14 protein-coding genes and 1 pseudogene are annotated in these 18,730 nt (G+C 71.0%); 13 read left to right on the top strand and 2 right to left on the bottom strand.

The window, feature by feature from the left end; all coding sequences use genetic code 11:
* Nucleotides 1-242: 242 nt before the first annotated feature.
* Nucleotides 243-491 (bottom strand): helix-turn-helix transcriptional regulator, encoded by a 249-nt coding sequence (locus tag ABZX61_RS57025; RefSeq protein ID WP_350734089.1) that lies wholly within the window; start codon nt 489-491, stop codon nt 243-245.
* A gap of 666 nt (nt 492-1,157) precedes the next feature.
* On the opposite strand from ABZX61_RS57025, the gene ABZX61_RS57020 reads away from it, so the two are divergent.
* The 10 genes from ABZX61_RS57020 to ABZX61_RS56975 all read left to right on the top strand — a co-directional run bounded on the left by ABZX61_RS57020 (nt 1,158) and on the right by ABZX61_RS56975 (nt 14,736).
* On the top strand, nt 1,158-1,973 hold the full coding sequence (locus ABZX61_RS57020; RefSeq protein WP_355209380.1) for an SGNH/GDSL hydrolase family protein: 816 nt from the start codon (nt 1,158-1,160) through the stop codon (nt 1,971-1,973).
* A 159-nt stretch (nt 1,974-2,132) separates the two neighbouring features.
* Entirely contained in the window at nt 2,133-3,302 is a 1,170-nt protein-coding gene (locus tag ABZX61_RS57015; RefSeq protein ID WP_355209377.1) for a cellulose-binding domain-containing protein, read from the top strand.
* A gap of 47 nt (nt 3,303-3,349) precedes the next feature.
* A complete protein-coding gene (locus tag ABZX61_RS57010) occupies nt 3,350-4,330 on the top strand; it encodes a LacI family DNA-binding transcriptional regulator (protein ID WP_355209374.1) in 981 nt (326 codons plus the stop codon).
* Nucleotides 4,327-5,346 carry a LacI family DNA-binding transcriptional regulator gene (locus ABZX61_RS57005; protein WP_355209371.1) on the top strand — a complete coding sequence of 340 codons (1,020 nt, stop codon included), beginning with the start codon at nt 4,327-4,329 and terminating at the stop codon, nt 5,344-5,346. Before ABZX61_RS57010 ends, ABZX61_RS57005 begins: the two co-directional genes overlap by 4 nt.
* Before the next feature lie 140 nt (nt 5,347-5,486).
* Complete coding sequence (locus tag ABZX61_RS57000) at nt 5,487-7,082, top strand: hypothetical protein (RefSeq protein ID WP_355209369.1); 1,596 nt, start codon at nt 5,487-5,489, stop codon at nt 7,080-7,082.
* The gene (locus ABZX61_RS56995; RefSeq protein ID WP_355209366.1) at nt 7,082-8,032 is read left to right on the top strand and encodes an ABC transporter permease subunit; all 951 of its coding nucleotides are present in this window, start codon (nt 7,082-7,084) and stop codon (nt 8,030-8,032) included. Before ABZX61_RS57000 ends, ABZX61_RS56995 begins: the two co-directional genes overlap by 1 nt.
* The gene (locus ABZX61_RS56990; protein ID WP_350734098.1) at nt 8,029-8,928 is read left to right on the top strand and encodes a carbohydrate ABC transporter permease; all 900 of its coding nucleotides are present in this window, start codon (nt 8,029-8,031) and stop codon (nt 8,926-8,928) included. Before ABZX61_RS56995 ends, ABZX61_RS56990 begins: the two co-directional genes overlap by 4 nt.
* A complete protein-coding gene (locus ABZX61_RS56985) occupies nt 8,928-9,563 on the top strand; it encodes a DUF624 domain-containing protein (protein WP_355209363.1) in 636 nt (211 codons plus the stop codon). Before ABZX61_RS56990 ends, ABZX61_RS56985 begins: the two co-directional genes overlap by 1 nt.
* Nucleotides 9,560-11,473 carry a beta-L-arabinofuranosidase domain-containing protein gene (locus tag ABZX61_RS56980; protein WP_355209360.1) on the top strand — a complete coding sequence of 638 codons (1,914 nt, stop codon included), beginning with the start codon at nt 9,560-9,562 and terminating at the stop codon, nt 11,471-11,473. The genes ABZX61_RS56985 and ABZX61_RS56980 overlap by 4 nt, the downstream gene beginning before the upstream one ends.
* Before the next feature lie 146 nt (nt 11,474-11,619).
* Complete coding sequence (locus tag ABZX61_RS56975) at nt 11,620-14,736, top strand: BTAD domain-containing putative transcriptional regulator (RefSeq protein WP_355209357.1); 3,117 nt, start codon at nt 11,620-11,622, stop codon at nt 14,734-14,736.
* A gap of 34 nt (nt 14,737-14,770) precedes the next feature.
* Here ABZX61_RS56975 and ABZX61_RS56970 read toward each other — a convergent pair whose 3' ends face one another.
* A complete protein-coding gene (locus ABZX61_RS56970; protein ID WP_355209354.1) occupies nt 14,771-16,009 on the bottom strand; it encodes a cytochrome P450 in 1,239 nt (412 codons plus the stop codon).
* Between the two features lie 163 nt (nt 16,010-16,172).
* On the opposite strand from ABZX61_RS56970, the pseudogene ABZX61_RS56965 reads away from it, so the two are divergent.
* From ABZX61_RS56965 to ABZX61_RS56955, 3 genes and pseudogenes are all read left to right on the top strand, one after another.
* A pseudogene (locus tag ABZX61_RS56965) lies at nt 16,173-16,388 on the top strand (helix-turn-helix transcriptional regulator); the annotation flags it as partial.
* A 130-nt stretch (nt 16,389-16,518) separates the two neighbouring features.
* Entirely contained in the window at nt 16,519-17,151 is a 633-nt protein-coding gene (locus ABZX61_RS56960; protein ID WP_355209484.1) for an alpha/beta fold hydrolase, read from the top strand.
* Nucleotides 17,124-18,698, top strand: a complete 1,575-nt coding sequence (locus ABZX61_RS56955; protein ID WP_355209351.1) for a choice-of-anchor I family protein — start codon at nt 17,124-17,126, stop codon at nt 18,696-18,698. The genes ABZX61_RS56960 and ABZX61_RS56955 overlap by 28 nt, the downstream gene beginning before the upstream one ends.
* Nucleotides 18,699-18,730 lie beyond the last annotated feature (32 nt).

Below are 18,730 nucleotides of genomic sequence, written 5' to 3'. Positions count from 1 at the left end.
CCGCCTGTCGCGGACCACCCACCCCCAAGATCAGCCTTATCCGACATCCCCGCCATATCTTCCGCACCACGCATCACCGGCGATACCGGGACCGACGTTCATCTAATGCAATATCTCATCCAGACGGCCTGATCAACGAACCGGCTGGATGGCGCCGCGCGGCGGCGAGCATGGATGCGGCGAACGGCGTGTTCGGCGGTGAGGGTGCGGACTTCGTCAGGCGTTATCGCGGGGAGGAGCGGTCACTTCCCGGTACGGCGGGCGGGCAGCGGCCGGATCAGGTCGTCCATCGTGCAGCCGAGGATGTCCAGCAGCGCCATCAGCGTGCGGAGGCTGAGCCGTTCCGGCTTGCCGACCACGAGCCGGTACACCTGGCTCGGCGACAGATCGACACCGCGAGCGGCCAGCAGGGGGCGCAGCTCCACGGTGGAGGACATGCCGCGCTCCGCCATGACCTCGCGAAGACGCCAGCCATAGTCCAGATCGGCCATCGCCCGTCAGCCCCCTTCTCTTCTGCCGGGACAGGGTCCACCTGTCCGCGCCGCCTTCGCATCCGTGACGTCCCTAGCGTGACCGTCGTCGATGACTGGTAGGCCCACCAAAATCCGGACATCGACCAGGAACTTCTCGGGGGCTGTCACCAGCCGCGACGTGCCGAACACCGGAAAGGTCCACTCATGAGCGAGCAGCCCGTCATCGTCCTGGTCCACGGCGCCTTCGCCGAATCGGCCGGCTGGTCATCCGGCGCCGGTACGATCGCGGGTTGACCGCCGTCGCCGCGGCGAACCCGCTGTGCAGCGTGGAGGGCGACGCCGCGTACGTGCGTGACGTGATCAACGGGATCGGCCGTCCGATCGGCAGCGCCACCGAGCCGCCTGATCCGGCGGCACCGGGGCCGGCAGCCGCGCCGATGAGACCCATCCGGCACGGGACTCGCCTGCCGTCACCGCCGTTGAAGGGTCCTCGCGGGCCGTGGGTTCTGCCGTGGTTAGGGGGTTTTGCGTGGAGTGTCCAGCGTAAGCTGATGCATCTCGCTCACGCTGCCGCAGGCGGCCGGTACGGTGACGCGGGGCTGAGACGGTAAGGCAGGGGGCGATCGCGTGCGGTGGGTAGGCATCATGCGCGGGCGTCACGGAGCAGGCCGCCGCGATGCCGGCATGACCCGGCGGTTCAGAGGGGTCGCGGTGGTCGCGGTCCTCGCCGTGGCCTGGAGCGTCGCGCTTGAGACCGTCCCGGTCGCGAGAGTGGCGAGGGACGCGCGAGCCGGTGAGACGGTCGCCATCCCGCCCCCCGGACCGGCGGCGGTGACCTCCATCGTGGGGCTGGGCGATTCGGTGCCCGCGGGCTCCGCGTGTGACTGCGACACCTTCGTCTCGCTGATCAGGAAGACCCTGGCGACCAGGCAAGGCACCGGCGTCGCCGTCGACAACCTGGCCACTGGAGGGCTCACCTCGCAGGGGCTGCTCGAACAGATGGACGGCGGGTCGGCGACGGACGCCATCGTGAAAGCCGACCTGGTGATCATCACCATCGGCGCCAACGATTTCGACAGCGACGCGCTCGAGGACGACGACTGCGGTCCCCGCGCGGGGCTGGCCTGCTACAAGAACGATCTCGCGCGGCTGCGCGCCAACGTGGAAGGCATCCTCGGCAAGGTTCGCGCGCTGCAGACCCGCCCGCGCAGCCGGATCGTCGTGACCGGCTACTGGAACGTGTTCCTGGACGGCGACAGCGCCCGGGCCAAGGGGACGGCGTACGTGTCGAACAGCGACGCCCTCACGCGCGTCGTGAACCGGACCCTCGCCGGTGCGGCCGCGGCGAACGGCGCGCGTTACGTCGACGTCTACGGCCCGTTCAAGGGGGACGGCTCCCGGGACGACACCCCGCTGCTGGCCGCCGACGGCGACCACCCCAACGCCGCCGGACATCGGGTCATCGCCGACTCCATCCTGTCCGCTCTCGCCGCGGGCTGATCCCGTGCGGCCCGGGATGAAAGGTTCAGTGGTGAGCTCCCTGGTCAGGTGCGTAGGGAGCAGGTGCGGGGTTGACACTTCGGCGTGATCCCGCGAACCATCGTCTTCAAGAGACGGTTTGGGAGCGCTCCCATACGGACCCCGAAGGCGAGCGATGTCATGTCCGGTCCCCACACGCTGTCTGCCCGGCTCTGGGCAGTCGTCGCCTGCGTCGCCGTGGCGATCGGCGGCATCGCCGCCGTGACCGCCCCCGCTTCCGCGGACACCGGGTGCAAAGTGGACTACACCGTGAACTCCTGGCAGGGCGGCTTCACCGCGCAGGTGAAGGTGACGAACCTGGGGACGGCGCTCAGCGGGTGGCGGCTGCGGTGGACGTACACCGGGGACCAGCGGGTGACGAGCGCGTGGAACGCGCAGGTGGAGCAGAACGGCCGGGTCGTGACGGCGGCCAACGTCGCGTGGAACGGCGCGCTGGCCACGGGCGGCAGCGCCGAGTTCGGCCTGCAGGCCACCTGGACGGCGGCCAACCCCACGCCCACCGACTTCACGCTCAACGACGTGGCCTGCAACGGCACCACCACTCCGAGCCAGACCCCCACCGTCACGCCCACGGTCACCCCGACGGTCACCCCCACGGTGCCGCCCGGCTGCTCGGGGGCGACGGTCTGCTCCGGGTTCGAGGACCAGGCGGGCAGCCCGTCCGGCGACTGGCAGGTCGTCACCCCCAACTGCGCCGGCACCGGCACGGCCGTGATCGACACCGCGATCACGCACAGCGGCGGCAAGTCCCTGCGGGTCAACGGGGGCGGCGGCTACTGCAACCACCTTTTCGTCGGCACCACCCGCGACGTCTCCCGCGTCGGCCCGGTGGTCTACGCCAGGATGTGGGTCCGGCACACGACCGCCCTGCCCGCGACGCACGTCAGCATGATCACCATGGCCGACGCCAATGACGGCAACCGCGACCTGCGCGTCGGCGGCCAGAACGGCGCCCTGCAGTGGAACCGCGAGTCCGACGACGCCACCCTGCCCGAGCAGAGCCCGGCGGGCGTCGCGCTCAGCACCGCGCTTCCCGTCAACCGCTGGGTCTGCCTGCGCTACGAGATCGACACCACCAAGCAGTCGATGCGTACGTACCTGGACAACCAGGAGGTCGCCGGCCTGCGCGTGGACGGCACCCCGACGCAGGACATCGACTCCCAGTGGCTGCGCCGCGCCACCGCGCCGCGCCCGGCCACGCTGCGGCTGGGCTGGGAGAGCTACGGCAGCGACCAGGACACCCTCTGGTACGACGACGTGGCGCTCGGCTCGGCACCCCTGGCCTGCTGATCACAAACCGAATGCTGAGAAGTCCTACCGTGACCTACGCTGTTCGCATGCGCGTGACGATGCGGGAGGTGGCCGATCGGGCGGGCGTCTCGATCAAGACCGTGTCACGTGTGGTGAACGGCGAGCCGCACATCCGTCCGGAGAAGGTGAGCCGGGTGCATGCGGCGATCGACGAGCTCGGCTGGGTCCCCAACCGGGCCGCCAGGACGCTCAGGACCGGGCAGGTCGGGGTGGTCGGCATCGCCGTCACCGAGCTGCGCCGCCCGTATCTCGCGGGACTCGTCGAAGCCCTGGTCACCGAGGCCGATCGCTGGGGGATGCTCGCCGCGGTCGAGCCGACGCACGGCGATCCGGCCCGGGTGGCGGCGGTGCTCGCCGCCCGGGGGAAGACGTTCGACGGCGTGGTGCTGATCGGGCCGGTCGGGCCGGTCGGCGACGGGCTGGACGACCGCCCGGTGGTCGTCGTGCAGGGCGGCGCGGCCGAGGTGGGCCGGGTTGAGGTGGATCGCGTTCAGGAGGACGTCGCGGAGGCGGCGGCCCTGATGGCCCGCCACCTCGCCGTCATGGGCCGGTCCCGCCCGGCGCTGCTCGGCGCGCATCAGGATGAGCTGCGCGCCTGTCTCGACCGATCCGGTCCGGTGCCCGTGCCGTGCGCGGATCTCGGCGAGGTGGCCGACCGGCGCGCAGGCGCGCGGGCCGCCGTACAGGTGCTGGAGCGGCACCCGGACGTCGACGTGCTGCTGTGCGTCAACGACGAGGTGGCGCTCGGGGCTCTCGCGGCGCTCGTCAAGCACGGGGTGGACGTCCCTGGACGGGTGGCGGTCGCCGGCTACGGCAACCTGGAGGACGGGCGGTTCTCGACGCCGTCGCTCACCACGATCGACCCGGGACCGGCCCGGCTGGCGCGCAGCGCGCTGGAGCTGCTCGCCGATCGCCTCGCCGGCACGGCGCCGCGACGGCCGCGCGCGGTGGTCTCCCCGGTCGAGCTGATCCGGCGTGAGTCCACGCTCGGCCGGGACCCGCGGTGAAGCGCCCGACGCTGGCGGATGTCGCCGTGCGGGCCGGGGTCTCGGCGAAGACCGTGTCCAACGTCCTGCTCGGCCGCCCGCATGTCTCGGCCGCCACCCGGGCCAAGGTCCAGGCCGCGGTCGAGGAGGTCGGCTACGAGGCGGGACACGCCACGAGCCAGGCCGGGCGCGGGCTCGCCTCCGGCCGGACCGGCCGGATCGCCGTCGTCGTGCCGAACCTCTACCAGCCGTACTTCGCGGAGAACGCCGAGCGGCTCATCCTCGCCCTGGCCGAGTGCGGGTTCACCAGCACGCTGCGGATCGCCAACGGCGGGGAGCGCGAGCGCGACGCGGTGCTCGGCGTGACGACCACCGACGTCGACGGCGTCATCATCTGCCCGCACCACCTGTCGGACGAACTGCTCGCCGGCGCGGCGCCGCGGCGCCCGGCGGTGGCCCTCGGCGGCGCGCCGATCAAGACGCTCGACGGCGTGCTGATGGGGGAGCACGCGGGCTTCCTGGCGATCACCCGGCACTTGCTGGCCACCGGCCGGCGGCGGCTCGCGTTCGTGTGGAACGGTCCGGCGGGCGCAGTCCCGACCGGGGACCGCTACTCCGGGTTCGTGGCCGCTCTGGAGGAGCATGGCATCGAGCATGATCCTTCGCTCGTAGCCTACAGCTCCGACTGGGACCGCAGGGCCTCGGGCTACGAGGCGATGGTGGGGCTGCTGCGGCGCTCCGGCCCCAGGTTCGACGCCGCGGTCTGCGTCAACGACACGATCGCCGTGGGCGTGCTGAAAGCCCTGCGCGCGCACGCCATCCGCATCCCCGAGGACGTCGCGGTCACCGGCTTCGACGACACGGACGAGGGGGAGTTCACCATCCCGTCGTTGTCGTCGGTGAGCCCCGACCAGGGCGAGATGGTGGCCGCCGCCGTCCACCTGCTCATCGAGCGCCTCGACGGGTACGACGGCGCGGCCCGGCAGGTGCACACCGGTGTGCACCTGCTGATTCGCGACTCGTCCGGGCAGGCCTGACCCACTCCGCACCCCTCGACGCGGTCACTTCTTCCCCTCATTGTCTTGTCATTGACAACGCTGAATGACGGCCCCTAACATCGCTGAAACATTCACCGAGATCTCGGTCACACCCCTCCACCCCCCCTCAGGAGGACCGCATGGCCACCTCACCGGCTCTGTCCCGCCGGGCCTTCGTCGTCGCGGCCGGCCTCACCGCACTCGCGGGTTGCTCCGGCAAGAACTCCGGCGATCCGAACACGTTGCGGATCTTGGTCAACAAGCATCCGCTGACCAAGCCGATGAGCACGATGGAGTGGCCCAAACAGCTGGAGAAGATCGCGGGCGTGAAGATCCAGTGGCAGGAGATCTCCGCCGACTGGGACCAGAAGAAGTCCACCATGCTGGCGGCCGGCGACGTGCCGGACCTGATCATCGGCACGAACGCGATCACGAACGCCGACCTGGGCACGTACCGGACGCTCTTCGAGAACCTGGCCGACGACCTGGACGCGCTCCCGAACGTCAAGGCGTTGTTCGCGGCGAAGCCGCAGCTGAAGTCGATGGCCACGCTGACCGGCGGCGAGGTCTACGCGGTCCCGGGCTACAAGCGGTTCTGGCCGACGACCGTGACCCACCAGTACATCAACAAGCAGTGGCTCGACCGGCTCGGCCTGAAGGTCCCCACCACCTGGGACGAGCTCTACACCGTGCTCGTCGCGTTCAAGGAGGAGGACGCCAACGGCAACGGTGACAAGAACGACGAGATCCCGATGGACTGGTCACCGGTCGGCACGGGCGGCTTCGGCTACTTCCAGCCCAGCGTGCTGCTCGGCAGCGTCGGCCTGCCGATCGCGGGCGGCGGCGGCCAGGGCTACTTCCTGGAGGACGGCAAGGTCGGCAACTTCCTCGTCGACGAGCGCTACAAGCAGGTGATCGAGTTCCTCCATCGCTGCTACGCCGCCGGCCTGGTCAGCAAGAACGTCATGACGCAGGACTACTCGGCCTACCAGGCGGTCGGCCGCGGTTCCGGCAAGGTGGCCAAGGTCGGCTTCAGCTGGGGCTGGACGGCCAGCGACCGGTTCGGCGCCGAGCTGGCCGATCAGTACGTCGCGATGGCGCCGCTGCTGGCCAAAGCCGGCCAGACCACCCCGGTGACCTGGACGTACGACTCCAACGGCGAGAACTTCCCGTCGAACCAGATCCTCATGTCCGCCAAGACGAGCAACAAGCAGGCGGCACTCAAGGTCGTCAACGCCCTCTACGACAAGGAGATGTCGCTGCAGGTGCTGTGGGGCGACCTCGGCAAGTACGTCAAGAAGATCAGCGACAAGGAGTACGAGGTGCTCCCGCCGGCCGACCCCAAGGTCGACCCGTCGACCTGGAAGTGGACGGTCACCATCGCCGACGCCGGCCCGGTCTGGATCCGGGACGACATCGAGGTGAAGCTGCCGGCCGACCTCGACGAGGCCGTCGAGCAGACCGAGCCGCTGCAGAAGGCGCTGGCGAACATGGACGTGGACAAGGACGTCTACCCGTTCCAGTTCATCCAGATGAAGCCCGACGACACCAACCAGCTCGGGCTGAACAACACCACGATGCTCAACACCGCGATGACGAAGTTCGCCGAGTGGATCACCAAGGGCGGCGTCGAGGATCAGTGGGGACAGTACGTCCAGCAGATCCAGAACGCCGGCCTGCAGAAGAACATCGACATCTACCAGCGCTACTACGACGAGTACGTGAAGACGCGCTGATGGCGGAGTCTCTCGTCGCGGCTCGCAAGCCGGCCGGTGCCCGAAGGATGGGCGCCGGCCGGCACGTCAGGCGGTACTGGCAACTGTGGCTCATGGTCCTGCCGGCCGTCGGGTTCGTCGCCGTGTTCATGTACGTCCCGATGTACGGGATCCAGCTGGCCTTCCGGGAGTTCGACTTCACCGCCGGGCTCACCGGCGGGGACTGGGTCGGCCTGAAGTACTTCCGGCAGTTCTTCGACAGCCCGCTGTTCTGGCCGCTGCTGAAGAACACGTTCGTCATCGCCTTCACCACGCTCGTGGTGGGGTTCGTCGCGCCGATCCTGCTGGCCCTGATGATCAACCAGATCGCTGGCGGCCGGCGCAAAAGGGTCATGCAGACGGCGACATACCTGCCGCACTTCATCTCGATCGTGGTCATCGTCGGCATGCTGCAGGCGTTCCTCAACCCGTCCACCGGGCTGCTCACCCGGGTCTCCGCCCTGTTCGGCCTCGACGGGGTGAACCTCCTCGGCGACACGGCGGCCTTCGTGCCGGTGTACGTGATCTCCGACGTGTGGCAGCACTGCGGGTGGAACAGCATCATCTACCTCGCCGCGCTCTCGCGGGTCGACCCGCAGCTGTACGAGGCGGCCAAGGTGGACGGCGCGAACCGGCTGCAGCTCATCCGGCACGTCGACGTCCCGAGCATCGTGCCGACCATGGTGATCCTGCTCATCCTCACCATGGGCGGCGTGCTGAACACCGGCTTCGAGAAGGTCTGGTTGATGCAGAACAACCTGAACCTCCCCGTGTCCGAGGTCATCGCGACGTATGTCTACAAGATCGGCATCTTCAGCACGCAGTTCAGCTACGCCACCGCGATCGGCCTGTTCAACACGGTCATCAACTTCGCGTTCCTGATCGCCGCCAACGCGATCGCCCGCCGCGTGTCGAACTGGAGCCTGTGGTGACATTCTTCCGCAAGAAGACACCGGGCGACGTCGTCTTCACGCTGGCGCTCGGCGCGATCTGCGTGGCGGTCCTGTTCGCGGTGGTCTACCCGGTCTACTTCGTGGTGATCGCGTCCGTGAGCAACCCGTCGCTGATCTCCACCGGAGAGGTGTGGCTGTGGCCGAAGGGCGTCAACCTCTTCGGGTACCGGGAGATCTTCAACGACGAGCGGATCTGGACGGGCTACCGCAACACGCTGCTCTACAGCGTCGTCGGGACCGCGCTGAACCTCGTCGTGACCATCCCCGCGGCGTACGCGCTGTCGCGGCCGGAGTTCCGCCCCCGGCGGATCCTCATGCTGTTCTTCGTGTTCACGATGTTCTTCAACGGCGGGCTGATCCCGACGTACCTGCTCTATCGCGATCTCGGCCTGCTGGACAACTGGCTCGTGTTCGTCCTGCCGTCGGCGGTGAACGTCTACAACCTCATCATCGCCCGCGCGTTCTTCGAGCACTCGCTGCCGAAGGAGCTGTTCGAGGCGGCGATGATCGACGGCGTGTCCTACCTGCAGTATTTCGCCAGGGTCGCGCTGCCGCTGTCCAAGGCGATCGTCTCGGTCATCGGCCTGTACTACCTGGTCCAGCACTGGAACGACTTCTTCACCGGCATGGTGTTCGTCCGGGACAACGCGCTGCAACCGCTGCAGATCGTGCTGCGTGACATCCTCCTGTCCAACCAGGCGTTCGCCGGTGGCGTCGGGGCCTCCGGCGGCAGCGGCACCTCCTACGACCAGCAGTACGCCGACCAGATCAAGTACGGCGTGATCGTCGTCTCCAGCCTCCCGGTCCTGGTGCTCTACCCGTTCCTGCAGCGCTACTTCGAGAAGGGCGTGCTCATCGGGTCGGTGAAAGGCTGATGAGACGCGTCCTCACCTGGCACACCAGGGCGGGCGAGGTGGGCCTGCTGCTGCTCAAGCTGCACCTGCTGTGGATCGTGTGGACCCTGGCCGGCGGCGTCGTGCTCGGCGTCTTCCCCGCGACCGCCGCGGTGTACGGCGTCATCCGCGGCGAGCTCCTCCATTCAGCGGCCCCTCGCGAGTTCCGCCGGCTCTGGCGGCAGGAGTTCCGCACCGCCAACGTGGTGGGCTACGTCTTCGCGGCGGCCTGGGTGGTGCTCCTGCTGGACCGGCGGCTGCTGGAGAGCGCCGATCTCGGCGTCGTCGAGCCGCTGCTCGGCGCGCTGCTCTGGCTGGTCACGCTGTTCGTGTCGTGCATGACCGCGAACATCTGGATCCTCGCCGCCCACTTCGACGAGGGGCCGGGCGCGCTCGTCCGCCGGAGCGCGATCCTCGTCCTCGCCCGCCCGGTCCAGGCGCTCGTCACGCTGCTCGTCGTCGGCGTGATCCTCTGCGCGTACTACGTCGTCCCGGGGCTGGTCCCGGTCTTCGGCGTCGCCGTACCGGCCTTCGCCTCCTTCGCCTACGTCTGGGGCACCGCGGTCCTTCCCAGGGCCCCGGGCTCATTTCACGACACCCCGTTGGGAACACCATGACCATGACCTCTGCCGCCGCCTTGCGTCGCGAGCCGCTGCCGCTGACCGCGGTCACCATCGACGACGAGTTCTGGGCGCCGCGCCGCGAGCTGATCCGGACCCGTACGCTGCGGCACCAGGAGGGCCAGCTGCGCCGGCCCGGACAGCAGTTCGACGCCCTGAGCCTGTCCTGGCGGCCGGGGGACCCGGACGAGCCGCACATCTTCTGGGAGAGCGACGTCGCCAAGTGGATCGAGGCCGCCAGCTACTGCCTGGCCACCACCGACGACCCCGAGCTCGACCGGGCCGTCGACGAGGCGATCGAGCTGCTGGCCGGCGCGCAGCAGGACGACGGCTACCTCAACGTGTACTTCACCGTCGTCAAGCCGGGGGAGCGGTTCACCGACCTTCGCGACGCCCACGAGCTGTACTGCGCCGGTCACCTCATCGAAGCCGGGGTCGCCCACTTCGAGGCGACCGGCAAGACCCGGCTGCTCGACATCGTGCGCCGCTACGCCGACCTGATCGACACCGTCTTCAGCCCCGACGGCCCCCGCGCCGGCGGCTACTGCGGGCACCAGGAGATCGAGCTCGCGCTGGTCAAGCTCTACCGCGCGACCGGCGAGCGCCGCTACCTCGACCTCGGCCGGCGATTCATCGACTGGCGCGGGGAGCAGCCCTACTATTTCGAGGCCGAGCTGCGGCGGCGCGGCACCCCCGGCTACTTCGGCACCAGGCTCCCCCGGAAGCCCAGGGACCTGCGGCGCTTCCGCGAGTACAACCAGAGCCACCTGCCCGCGGCCGACCAGGCCGAGGCCGTCGGTCACTCGGTCCGCGCGATGTACATGTACAGCGCGATGACCGACCTGGCCGGCGAGTACGGCGACGACCGGCTGCTCCAGGCCGTGCGCCGGCTGTGGGCCAACGTCACGGACAAGAAGCTGTACGTCACCGGCGGGCTCGGCTCCGACCCGAGTATCGAAGGCTTCGGGCCCGCGTACGACCTGCCCGACGCCCACGGCTACGCCGAGACCTGCGCCGCGATCGGCCTCGTCCAGTGGGCCCGGCGCATGAGCAACCTCACGGGCCACGGCCACTACGTCGACGCTCTCGAACGCGCCCTGTACAACGGCGTCCTCAGCGGCGCCTCCGCCGACGGCACCCGCTACTTCTACGGCAACCCCCTCGCCAGCCACGGCACCGTCACCCGGCAGGAATGGTTCGACTGCGCCTGCTGCCCGCCCAACCTCGCCCGGCTGCTCAGCGAGCTCGGCCGCTACGTCTACGCCCAGGGACCCGGCGAGGCCGTCGTCAACCTGTACGTGGCCGGCACCGCCCGCTTCACCTTCGCCGGCGGCGAGGTCACCCTCCGCCAGGACACCGCCTACCCCCGGGAAGGCCGCCTGGCCGTCACCGTCACCCACGCCGACGACGGGGCGGAGTTCACGCTGGCCGTCCGCATCCCCGGCTGGAGCCGGCAGCCGGCCGTCACCGTCAACGGCGAGCCCGTTCACCGGCCTGTCCTCCGCGACGGCTACTGCACCCTGTCCCGCTGCTGGCGGGCCGGCGACGTGGTCGAGATCGATCTCGGCATGGAGGTCCGCCGGACCTGGGCGGATCCCGCCGTCGCCGCCACCGCCGGCAGGGTCGCCCTCGAGCGCGGTCCGATCGTGTTCTGTCTGGAGGGCGTCGACCACGACTGCGCCGTGCACAGCCTCACCCTCGCCCGCGACACCCCCGTCCACGCGGTCCCGGACGAGCGGACCGGCGTCGTCATCCTGAACGCCGACGCCACCGCGGACGCCGAGGCCGACGGCTCGCTGTACGGCGACCGACCTCCCGCCCGGCGCGGCGTCACGCTGACCGCCGTGCCGTACTTCTCCTGGGCCAACCGCGGCCTCTCCGACATGACCGTCTGGATCCGGGAGTGAAAGGGAAGCGTTGAAGTAGCCCCCGGCCGACGGGATCCCGCCTGATCCTGGTGATTGGGCGGATCTTGCCATCACTCCCGTACCCCCGTCGTACGATCATCACTCGCCGGCAGCACAGCGGGGGAATCGGGACGTGAAGGGGGCACATGGAATCGGAGGTGCGCTTCGCGCTGCTCGGGCCGGTGTCGGTCGACGGGCCTGACGGGCCGATCGCGCTGGGCTCACCGAAACAGCGGACCGTGCTGGCCGCCCTGCTGCTCCACGCGAACCGCACGGTGTCGGACGACCGGCTCGTCGACCTGATCTGGGGCGAGCGGTCTCCGCGTACGGCGGTCTCGCGCCTGCAGGTCTACGTCCACGAGCTGCGAGCGCTGGTCGGCAAGGAGCGCATCGGCCGCGTCGGCGCCGGCTACCGCATCCACGCCGGCGCGGACGAGCTCGACCTGCAGCTGTTCGAGCAGTACAGAGCCGCCGCGCGCGCCGACGCGGAGGAGGGTCGCCACACCGACGCCGCGGCCCGGTTGCGCGCCGCGGCGGGGCTGTGGCGCGGGCCCGCACTGGCAGGGGCCGGCGCCCAGCTGATCCACCAGGAACGTCCGGGTCTTGAGGACAGGCGGATCTGCGCCCTGGAGGAGCTGTACGACTCCGAGCTGGCGGCCGGGCGGCACGCCGAGATCGTCGGCGAGCTGCACACGACGGTGGCCGAGCACCCGCTGCGCGAGCGGCTGCTGGGACAGCTCATGCTGGCCCTGCACCGGTGCGAGCGCCGCGGCGAGGCGCTGGCGGTCTACCGGGAGGCGAGACGGCGGCTGGTCGACGAACTGGGCATCGAGCCCGGCCGCCCCCTGCGCGAGCTGCACCAGCGGCTCCTGCGGGACGACGAACCGGACTTACCGGGGGAGGGCATGCAGGCGGCGCCTCCTCCGCCGCGACGAGAACCCCTCGTCGCGCGGCCGGCCGAGTTGCCCAGGGACGTGCCCGAGTTCGCCGCCCGCGACGCGGAGCTGGCGTGGCTGAACGAGTGCCTGGCCGGCGGCGACGGCGTGTGCGTGCTGAGCGGCACGGCCGGCATGGGCAAGACAGCCCTCGCGTTGCGCTGGGCGCACCAGGCCAAGGACCGCTTCCCCGACGGGCAGCTCTACATCGACCTGCGCGGCTACGATCCGGACCACGAGCCGCTGACCACGACTGCGGCGCTGACCCGGCTGCTGGTCTCGCTCGGCGTCGATCCCGAACGGGTGCGGGGCGGCTTCGAGACCCAGCTCGGCCTCTACCGCTCGCTGCTGTCGGGGCACTCGTTCCTGCTGCTCCTGGACAACGCCCGCGCGGCGGCCCAGATCGAGCAGCTCCTGCCCCCGAACGGCGTGGCGCTCGTGACCAGCAGGCACCGCCTGGGCGAGCTGGTGGCGTTCGCGGGTGCCAGGCAGCACTCGCTCGGCCCGTTGTCCGAGGCGGACGGCCGGGCGCTGCTGGACGGCGTGCTCGGGCCGGCGGGCGGCCCGGCCGAGTCGGACGCGCGCGGCGAGCTGGTACGCGCGTGCGGCGGGCTGCCGCTCGCGCTGCGCATCGCCGCCGCGAACGCCGCCGCCCGGCCCGAGGACGGCACCGCGGCGGTCGCGGCGGAGCTGGCCGCCGGCGACCCGCTGGCGGGGCTCACCGTGGACGGCGCCAAGGACAACGCCGTCACCGTCGCCTTCTCCGCCTCCTACCGCGTGCTCGCTCCCGCCGAGCAGCGGGTCTTCCGCCTGCTCGGGCTCGTGCCCGGCCCCGATGTCACCGTGGCGGCCGCGGCGGCGGTCACCGGCCTCCCGCGGGACGCGGCCCGCGCCTCGCTCAAGGCCCTGGCCGCGGCCCACCTGCTCGAACACCACATCACCGACCGCTACCGCTTCCACGACCTGGTCCGCCTGTACGCGGTGGCGGAAGCCGGGCGCGATCCCGAGCGCGAGCCGGCCTGGCAGCGCCTGTTCGAGCACTATCTGGAACTGGGCGCGGCCATCGCCGCCCGGTGCGCGCCCGGCGAGTCCCTGCTGTCCGGCCCGCAGCCGGGCCCGGACGCCCGTGAGCTGCCGTCCCCCGAGGCGGCCGACGTCATCAATCTGCTGGCCGCGCTGAGGCGCGCGATCGAGCGGGATCCCGGCCCGGCCGTCTGGCGCCTGGCCGACATGGTCCGCGCCATCTGTGCCCGTACCGGACGTATCGGTGAGTGGATGGAGATCGCGCCGACCCTGCTGGAGGCCGCCTCCGCGCACGACGTCCCGGCCGTGATCGCCATGCTGCACACCGGCATGGGCGACGGCCTCTTCCGCGTCGGCCGCCGTGAGGAGGCCGTCGGTCATCTGGAGCAGGCCGTCCGCATCGCCCGCGAGAGCGGCGATCGGGAGGGCGAGGCGGCGGCCAGGATGGGGCTGAGCTTCGCGCGGGCGTGGACGGGCGACCTCGTCGAGGCGATGGCCGACAACGTACGGGCCGCGCAGCTCTTCGGCGAGCTCGGCTCGGTGCCCGGCCACGTCCGGGCACTCCACGCGCTCGGCTACCAGTACCACCACCTGGGCCGGCTGGACCTGGCCGAGGACTACTGCAGGCAGGCACTCGCGCTGAGCCGGCGCCACGATCTGCCCTACGCCGAGGGGGCCGATCTACGGCAGCTGGGCGCCGTGCTCCTCGACCAGGGCCGGTACGGCGAGGCGGAGACCTGCCTGCGGCAGTCGGTCGCCCTGATCACCTCGATAGGCGGCCACGGCGCGGCCACGACGCAGATCTGGATCAGCCGGCTGCACTGGGAGAACGGCCGGTGGGCGCAGTCGCGGGACGAGGCGCTGGCGGCGCTCGACGTGTGCCGCGGCCAGGGCGACCGGCTGGTGGAGGCGGCGGCGCTGGTCGCCCTGGCCGACGCCGGGGTCCGCCTCGGCCTGACGGCAGAGGCCGCGGACAGCCTGGACCTGGCCGACGGCCTCATCGGCGCGGGCGGCCTGAACTGGCATCTGGCCTACGCGCTGCTTGCCCGCGCCCGGCTGCTCGAAGCCGTGGGCGACCAGGAGGGCGCCGTCCGCCACGCGCTGCGGGGACACGCCGTGGCGGCCGAGAGCACGTACCGGCTGCCGGAGCTGGCCGCGCTGACGGAGCTGGCCAAGCTGGAACGGCGACGAGGCGACCGCGAGGCGGCGGAGCACCGGGCCGGCGAGGCTTTGCGGCTGTGCCGGCAGATCGGACACGCACCCTGCGAGAAGAAGCTCACGCTGTTGCTGGAGGACGCGAGGTAGGTTTCCCCTCCCAGGATGCGCGCGGACCGGCCCCTCAAGGTGCGATGGCGTCAAACTCGATCATGAGCTGGCGGGGGCCGCGCAGCGCCGGGTTGGGCCGGTACGGCGGCGGGTCGGTGACCAGCCGGGGATTGACCAGCCGGCGGGCCAGCGCGGAGAGCGCCACCTGCGTCTCGCTCCGGGCCAGCGGCGCGCCGAAGCAGTAGTGGATGCCGTTGCCGAAGCCGAGATGCGCGTTGTCTGCGCGGCCGGGGTCGAAGCGGTCCGGGTCGGGGAAGCGGTGCGGGTCGCGGCTGCCGGCGGCGAGGACGAGCGCGAGGGGTGAGCCTCGCGGGATGGTGGTGCCTGCGATGTCGATGTCGGCCAGGGTGCTGCGGCCGGTCAGCATGTGCACCGGCGGCTCGTAGCGCAGAAGCTCCTCGACCAGCGGGATGCTCAGGTCGGGTTCGTGGCGCAGCCGATCGAGCACGTCGGGGTGGCGCAGCAGGGTGAGCAGGCCGTTGGCGATGAGGTTGACGGTGGTCTCGTGGCCGGCGACGAGCAGCAGCGCGCCGGTGTTGAGCAGGTCGGTACGCGCCATCGGCCCGTGCGGGCCGATGGCGGTGAGCAGGCCGGAGATCAGGTCGTCGCCCGGTTGGCGGCCACGGGCCTCGGCGAGCGTGTTGAGATATTCGCCCAGTTCGCGGGTGACCTCGCTTCTCCTGCGCTGGCGCTCCTCGAACGTTCCGGTGGTCGGGTCGAAGGCTTCCACGGTGGCGTCGGCCCAGTGGTGGAAGCGCGGCTCGTCCTCGCGCGGCACCCCGAGCAGGTGGCAGATCGCGGCCACGGGCAGCGGGTAGGCGAACTCCGCGACGGCGTCGATGCGGTTCTTGCCGGCGAAGCCGTCGATCAGGCCGTCGGTGACCCCGGCGAGCCAGGGGCGGAGGGCGTCGACGCGCCCGGGCGATTGAGGCGGCCCGAACGGGCGCATCGCCAGTTCCCGCAGCCGGTCGTGCTCGGGCGGGTCGCGGTTGATGAAGGGCAGGAGCAGGCTGTCCTCGGGAGAGGCGGTGGCCTCGGCCAGGCCGGGGCGGCTGCGGGGGTCGGAGCTGACCCGCGGATCGTGCAGCAAGGCGACGATCTCCTCGTACGTGCTGACCACGTACGTGCCGTCGGCCTCCCTCGTCACCGGGGTCTTGCGCAGCTCGGCGTACAGCGGGTACGGGTTCGCCCGGTTGGCGGGGTCGAGGACCTGCTGGTAGAGGCTGGCCTGTGCCATGACGATGCCTTTCATGAACTCCGCGCGGGCAAGGTCGCTGTGGCTGCTCGGTGCGCCGCCCGCCGCACCGGAACCTTCCCGCCCCACGCTGTGCCTTGCCTCAGGTACCGGCCAAACCTCCGCAAGCAATCAAGCCTTCGCGTGACTCATTGGGGGCTCCACGGCCGCCCGAGTACGCTTGCCCGCGTTTCCCGCCGCGGACGCCGAGCCGTCGAACTTAGCCGGGCTGCTGCGCGGCCATCGGCATGCGGCACGACTGACTCTGGAGCAGCTCGCCGAGGCGTCGGGGGTCAGCGCCCGGACGCTGTCGGACATGGAGCGGGGACGCAGCAGGGGACCCCGGCACCGCACCGTCACCGCCCTCGCGGACGCGCTCGCTCTGGACGAGGCCGCCCGCAAACAGCTCCGCGTCGGAGGAGCAGGTCCGACCGCTGCTGCCGGGCGGTGGCGCGGGCAGGGTGCTGGTGACCAGCCGGCGGCTGCCGGCCGGTCTGGAGGGCGTACGCAGACTGAGCATGGGACCCTTGCCGCTGCTGGAAGCCACCGAACTGCTGACCGGGATCGTGGGCGAACGCTCCGTTTCGGACGGGGAACCGGCGCTCACCCAGCTCGCGCAGCTGTGCGGTGGCCTGCCCCTCGCGCTGCGGATCATCGGCAACCGGCTGGTCAGCCGGCCGGGATGGAGCGCCGCCGAGCTGGCCGCGCGGCTGGCCGCGTTCATGGCCGACGCGCAGGTCCCCTGGGGCATGGACGCCCTCGGCGGGGCGGTCACCGAACCGGCCTGGCGGCACAAGCCGAGCCGGTACCTGGTGGCCACCGAGGACCGCATGATCCCGCCCCCGGCCCAGCGGGCCATGGCCGAGCGCGCCGGCTCGTCCGTCGTGGAGGCCATCGGCAGCCACGCCGTGTACGTCTCGCAGCCCCCACGGTCGCCGACCTCATCCGCCAAGCCGCCGCCTGAGCCCGGCACCCTCCGGCCCGGGCGACGCACCGCGATCGCCCGGACAGGACCGAGAGTTGCGCCTCCGTGCCGCCTGAGCTGCGTGGATGAGGCTCTTCCCAGGTGCAATTCACCGCAAAGACATCCTGTGGCGCTCAAACGGTCATCGGCTGTCGTCACGATCGGCGAATGCACCGCTCACATGCCTTCCGGATGACCGCGGCCGCCGCCGGCGCCGCTCTCTCGCTCGCCTTGCTCGCCGTTCCCGCCCAGGCGACGAGTTCGCAGGACAACGGGACCAAGGGCGCCAGCCTGGCGTTCCTCGGCCGGTTCTCGACCGGGTCGGCCGGCACCGGGGCCTCGGAGATCACCTCCTATGACCCCGCCACCAAGCGCGCCTTCGTGGTGAACGCGCAGGCGGGAACGGTGGACGTCCTCGACATCCGCGACCCGCGCAACCCGAAGCGGGTCACCTCCCTGCCCGCTCCCGGAGCGAACAGCGTCGCGGTGAGCAAAGGCCTGGTGGCCGTCGCGCAGCAGGCGGCGAAGAAGACCGGCCAGGGGAAGGTGACGCTCTTCCAGGCCGGTTCCGGCAAGAAGCTCAAGGAGTTCCCCGTGGGGGCGCTTCCCGACATGGTGACCTTCAGCGAGGACGGCCGCCGGCTGGTCGTCGCCAACGAAGGCGAGCCGGAATCGTACTGCGCGGGCGCCGTTGACGACCCCGAGGGGTCGGTGAGCGTCATCGACGTGAGGAGCGGCACCGTACGCACCGCCGACTTCCGGGCGTTCAACGACCGGGCCGACGCGCTCCGGGCCGCGGGCGTGCGCATCTCCGGTCCGGGCGCGACGGTGGCCCAGGACCTTGAGCCGGAGTACGTCACCGTGGCCGGTGACACGGCGTGGGTGACGTTGCAGGAGAACAACGCGGTGGCGATCGTCGATCTCGGCCGCGCCAAGGTCCAGCGGATCGTGCCGCTCGGCCTGAAGGACTTCGGCACGGTGGGCCTGGACGCCTCCGACAAGGACGGGAAGATCGACATCCGTCCCCGGGCCGGTGTCAAGGGGATGTACATGCCCGATACGGTCGCGCACTTCCGCTCGAAGGGGGAGACGTACCTCGTCACCGCCAACGAGGGCGACGGCCGTGACTGGGACTGCCACACGGACGAGGTGCGTGTGAAGGACCTGACGCTGGCGGCCGAGGCGTTCCCGAACGCCGCCGCGCTGAAGAAGGACGCGGAGCTCGGCCGCCTGACCGTGGCCGCGGACTCGCCGAAGGACGCCTCGGGCGCCTACCGGCAGCTGAACGCCTTCGGCGCGCGCTCGATCTCCGTACGCTCGGCCACGGGCGCGCTGGTCTGGGACTCGGGGGACGAGCTCGAGCAGCTGATCGCCCGGGAGCTGCCCAAGGAGTTCAACGCCGACAACGAGGAGAACGACTCCTTCGACAGCCGCAGCGACAACAAGGGCCCGGAGCCCGAGGGCGTCGCGGTGGGTCAGGTGCGGGGGAGGACGTACGCGTTCGTCGGGCTCGAGCGGGTCAGCGGGGTGGTCGCCTACGACGTGACCGACCCTCGGCGCCCGGCCCTCGTCGACTATCTCAACACGCGCGACTTCGCCGGATCCGTCGAGGACGGGACCGCCGGCGACGTCGGCCCTGAGGGTGTCTTCTTCGTGTCCGCCGGGGACAGCCCGACCCGCCGGCCGCTGCTGATCGTGGGCAACGAGGTGAGCGGGACCACCGCCATCTACGAGATCCGGTAGGTGGCCTCAACCGGCTCCTGACGCGCCGTACG

This window comes from Nonomuraea sp. NPDC003709 (genome assembly GCF_040610775.1).
GTDB classification, from domain to species: domain Bacteria; phylum Actinomycetota; class Actinomycetes; order Streptosporangiales; family Streptosporangiaceae; genus Nonomuraea; species Nonomuraea angiospora_A.
The sequence above is the reverse complement of the archived record's forward strand: the minus strand, read 5'-3'. Positions and strand labels throughout refer to the sequence as shown.

Excerpts from the sequence above, each read along its gene's own strand:
- ABZX61_RS57025 (WP_350734089.1), bottom strand. The coding sequence starts at position 491 with ATGGCCGATCTGGACTATGGCTGGCGTCTTCGCGAGGTCATGGCGGAG.
- ABZX61_RS57020 (WP_355209380.1), top strand. The coding sequence starts at position 1,158 with ATGACCCGGCGGTTCAGAGGGGTCGCGGTGGTCGCGGTCCTCGCCGTG.
- ABZX61_RS57015 (WP_355209377.1), top strand. The coding sequence starts at position 2,133 with ATGTCCGGTCCCCACACGCTGTCTGCCCGGCTCTGGGCAGTCGTCGCC.
- ABZX61_RS57010 (WP_355209374.1), top strand. The coding sequence starts at position 3,350 with ATGCGCGTGACGATGCGGGAGGTGGCCGATCGGGCGGGCGTCTCGATC.
- ABZX61_RS57000 (WP_355209369.1), top strand. The coding sequence starts at position 5,487 with ATGGCCACCTCACCGGCTCTGTCCCGCCGGGCCTTCGTCGTCGCGGCC.
- ABZX61_RS56995 (WP_355209366.1), top strand. The coding sequence starts at position 7,082 with ATGGCGGAGTCTCTCGTCGCGGCTCGCAAGCCGGCCGGTGCCCGAAGG.
- ABZX61_RS56985 (WP_355209363.1), top strand. The coding sequence starts at position 8,928 with ATGAGACGCGTCCTCACCTGGCACACCAGGGCGGGCGAGGTGGGCCTG.
- ABZX61_RS56980 (WP_355209360.1), top strand. The coding sequence starts at position 9,560 with ATGACCATGACCTCTGCCGCCGCCTTGCGTCGCGAGCCGCTGCCGCTG.
- ABZX61_RS56975 (WP_355209357.1), top strand. The coding sequence starts at position 11,620 with ATGGAATCGGAGGTGCGCTTCGCGCTGCTCGGGCCGGTGTCGGTCGAC.
- ABZX61_RS56970 (WP_355209354.1), bottom strand. The coding sequence starts at position 16,009 with ATGAAAGGCATCGTCATGGCACAGGCCAGCCTCTACCAGCAGGTCCTC.
- ABZX61_RS56955 (WP_355209351.1), top strand. The coding sequence starts at position 17,124 with ATGCACCGCTCACATGCCTTCCGGATGACCGCGGCCGCCGCCGGCGCC.